At 65.5% G+C, this 2,681-nt stretch carries 4 protein-coding genes; all 4 read right to left on the bottom strand.

Annotated features, from left to right (window positions below):
* Positions 1-407: 407 nt before the first annotated feature.
* Positions 408-932, bottom strand: a complete 525-nt coding sequence (locus tag MJ785_RS21655; protein WP_255724421.1) for a recombinase family protein — start codon at positions 930-932, stop codon at positions 408-410.
* A gap of 165 nt (positions 933-1,097) precedes the next feature.
* Entirely contained in the window at positions 1,098-1,658 is a 561-nt protein-coding gene (locus tag MJ785_RS21650; RefSeq protein ID WP_239382709.1) for a nucleotidyl transferase AbiEii/AbiGii toxin family protein, read from the bottom strand.
* Positions 1,655-1,945, bottom strand: coding sequence for a hypothetical protein (locus MJ785_RS21645; protein ID WP_239382707.1), 291 nt, complete (start codon positions 1,943-1,945; stop codon positions 1,655-1,657). The genes MJ785_RS21650 and MJ785_RS21645 overlap by 4 nt, the downstream gene beginning before the upstream one ends.
* 402 nt (positions 1,946-2,347) lie before the next feature.
* Positions 2,348-2,681, bottom strand: a 334-nt coding sequence (locus tag MJ785_RS21640; protein ID WP_239382705.1) for a hypothetical protein, incomplete at its 5' end; no start/stop codon positions are given.

The following is a 2,681-nucleotide window of genomic DNA, read 5'->3' as shown; positions in this document are numbered from 1 at the left end:
AGTATGCCAACCTGACTTTTGTGATCAGTTGTGGTCCCTGGGCTGACGATGGGCGCCCGACCCAGCGCTTTCCGACGCAGGTCAGGACACGAAGAAGCCATCGGCGATCATGACGGTTTGCGAGAACTCGTAATGATCAACCGATGGTTTCCTGCCCCAGCGTAGACCCGGACGGATGCAGCGCCGACGTCGAAGCCTTCGCAGCCCGACCTGATTGCCACTGTCGCCGGGTGGACGGACGACCCCGTACGACTCGAGGCTGCCGACGCGCCCGATGCTCTCGAGTGCGCGACAAAACCCCAACTCGCCCACAAGATGATCGAAAAGGCGCTCGACGCAGGTGTCCAGACACGCTGGGTCACGGGGTGCCGGTAAGAAACGTGTCACCAGCCGCAAACGGCGATGATCTAGCTGGCCTTCGGTGGGGTGGCGGTGAGCTGGTGGCGGGTGCGGCTGGTGGCGCGGAGTTCGCGGAGGTCAGGGATGTGGTTGTAGAGGGTTCCGGGGCTGACACCGAGCAGCTTCGCGATGGAGGTGACGCTGGCGTCGGGGTTGGGGAGCATGTCGCGGGCGGCACGGATGATCTCTGGGGTGGCGACGGTGGGGCGTCCGCCGACGCGGCCGCGTTCGCGGGCGGCGGCCAGGCCCTCGCGAGTGCCGGTGACGATGAGTTCGCGGATGAACTCGGCCAGCGCGGCGAAGACGTGGAAGACGAGCCGGCCGCCGGGGGTGGTGGTGTCGAGGTTCTCGTGCAGGGAGGTGAACCCCACTCCACGCCGGCGTAGATCCCCCACCCTGGTGATCAGGTCCTGGAGGGAGCGGGAGAGCCGGTCGAGGGCGGGGACGACGAGGGTGTCCCCGGGCTGAGCGAAGGCCAGGCAGGCGGCGAGCAGTTCAGCGGGCTCGAAGGCTGTGGTCACGGCCGCGATCATCTCAGCAAACGCTCCCGTCGGGGTTGTTGAGCGTGCCCGTTTTTGAAGGAGTTTTTGACGACTCCAGCGCTGTTGCGGATCACCTCGGGTTGATCTTCAGGAAACGTAGGTTTTTTGAAGATCGGATACTCTTCCGGGGTGCGGAAACGCTGCGAAGCAAGGCCTCTATCGCGTCGGTGGCCGGGGCGCCTGGCCCGGATGAGGCGGGAGCGTGCGAGCCTGCGCAGGCGGGGTCCGTGGACCGGGTCTGGGAGCTGGTTTCCGGGGGAATGACACCGCCCGGAGATCCGAGCGGGGAGGGGACCAGCCGCGTCCTGGTGCCCAGGTGCTGGTCGGAGGCGCTGTGGTCAGCTCTGCCACGAAGCCTGCCGCGGCGCGTTCCATCGCGTCGAAATCGGGGTAGCGCGCGAGCTGTGATTGGTCGGCCTTGAACGTGTTCACCGCCGACCGCCAGGGAACGTCGAGTTCACCGGGCCTGCGGCCGGCTCCATAGACGTGGTAGGGATGGGGCAGGACCTCGCGGCCGAAGTGGACCTGGTTGTTGACCTCAAGCGCCTCCCACATGTGGCGGGCCTCCACGGAACAGGTACGGATCATGTAGTGGATGTCGAAGAGGTCCTTGTAGCGGTGGCGAGGGCCGGCTGCGACCTGGCGGGACGAGCGGGGTGCCGGTCCGCTCAGCATGGAGATCTTGTCTGCGAGCTGGCTGGCCGTGGGATACATCATGGGAGTGACGGGCGCCAGGCCGGGCACGGCGATGCCAACGATGGACCGTTCGGCGCGGTGGCCGGGCCGAACAGAGGAACCCGATCGGGCGGCTTGATGTCGATCTCCAGTCCGATTGGGTCGTCGACGGGACGTGCCTGGCCGAGCCCGTATTTCGGATCGATCGGCTGGGCGACGATCACTCCCATGATTTTCCCGCTGTCGTAGACCCTGACGTCGGCGCTGTAGCGGACCAGCCCTGCGAGGCCCAGCGCACGCTCAGTTCGGGCGGTGTCACCCGCGTTCACCGTGACCGCATCCACAGCCTGCTTGACATGAACACCGTAGGATTCCGTGATGTCGAGAGCGCACAGGTCCAGATGAACGCGGATCGGGCCATCACATACGCGGGATGGATTTCGTTCGGCTGAGCGGGAAGAAAGTCGGCAGGCCACGAGAAGTCTGCGGCGGGCCGGGATGGAAGCGCCAACGAACCGAAAATGATCCAGTCGTGCGGGGTTCGGCTCATGAGACGCGCCGCGAAGTCCCCGGTCAAGATCTGGTGAAGTGCACGGTCGGCATTAAACTCCGCTGCACGAGCACGATCGGTGACGTAGGAACGGAACTCCGACCACGAGGGGAACGTCTCACGGAATTCCGGCCCGATGTGGGAGTCTGGGTTATGATTTTCTGCGCCGGCCATGGGCTGACTAACGCTGCGGGCGGGCGGGGAAGCCTACGCTGCCCTCGTCCGCCGCACGCAGAATCGACTCCAACGAAGCCGCAACTTCACCGCCATAGGGCGATGTCCTGGCGGCTACGTCCAGACCACGGGCCAGCTCGGTCTCGTTCGCTAGGTGGGTGCGCAGAAAGGCGTGGGCGACGCGGCCGAGTTCGGCGAGATCAAACCGCCCGCTGTAGGTTAGATCGCGCAATGTGTGTGCGGGAGTGGTCACAAAGAGATCGGACCGGGTCGTCCACTCATCGGCGGCTACCTCGCCAGAGTGCAGGACGATGCCAGGATGAGAGCTCCTTGGCCGGGCA

The organism is Protofrankia sp. CiT1, assembly GCF_917627335.1.
GTDB lineage: Bacteria > Actinomycetota > Actinomycetes > Frankiales > Frankiaceae > Protofrankia.
This window is presented reverse-complemented; position numbering and strand designations above follow the sequence as displayed.

Bases quoted from the DNA above. Each gene is read 5' to 3' on its own strand.
- MJ785_RS21655 (WP_255724421.1), bottom strand. From the start codon at position 932: ATGATCGCGGCCGTGACCACAGCCTTCGAGCCCGCTGAACTGCTCGCC.
- MJ785_RS21650 (WP_239382709.1), bottom strand. From the start codon at position 1,658: ATGATGTATCCCACGGCCAGCCAGCTCGCAGACAAGATCTCCATGCTG.